The organism is Peribacillus sp. CSMR9 (genome assembly GCF_033141925.1).
Taxonomy (GTDB): domain Bacteria; phylum Bacillota; class Bacilli; order Bacillales; family DSM-1321; genus Peribacillus; species Peribacillus simplex_A.
In genome coordinates this window covers 1-616 of the sequence record NZ_JAOPHO010000229.1, presented here as the reverse complement: position 1 = coordinate 616, position 616 = coordinate 1, and the positions used below count along the sequence as shown (strand labels likewise).

1 pseudogene is annotated in these 616 nt (G+C 39.1%); it reads left to right on the top strand.

Annotated elements, in window-relative coordinates:
- Positions 1 to 233 (top strand): annotated as a pseudogene (locus tag N9I19_RS25040) (IS110 family RNA-guided transposase); the annotation flags it as partial.
- Positions 234 to 616: the final 383 nt, after the last annotated feature.

Here is a 616-nt window from a genome sequence, read left to right as displayed (position 1 = left end):
GTGGAAGGTCAAGACTACGACGATTCCTCTACTTAGCAACTATGAGCCTTGTGATGAATAACCCTGAGTTTAAAGCCGTCCATTCCCATAATGTGAAGGTAAAGAAGATAAAGAAAATGAAATCAATCATGAAACTGATAGGTAAACTAGCAAGGATTTTTGTAGGAATAGCACGACGAAACGAGTCTTATTGTCCAAAAAAAGTTCAAGTATCAATCCCTTTAGCAGCATAGAAATAAAACATTAGTTATATAAAATGTATCATTTTAAAATAGTCAATTGTAATTTTGAATGTTGTCTTATTCGTAGGATTTCAAATATGTACGAAGTACCAGGTTTCTTGAACAAAAGGGCACTGTGACCCATCAGGTTAGCATAACTGGCCTCCACCCCTTGGAAAGGCAAGACGAAGGAATGAGAGGGCGATTGACCCGTTGAGACATGGGAGGGAAAGCCTCCAGGGGCGGCGTGGAGATGTGCATTATATGGTAAAATATGGAGTGGTAGCTGACTCCTTTATTTAACTATGCCTTCACGAAGCCTAACTGATCTGAACTCATTTCATTTACTCGTAAGTCTAATTACAAGGGTTATGAAATCCTGCGAATAAGTGAGC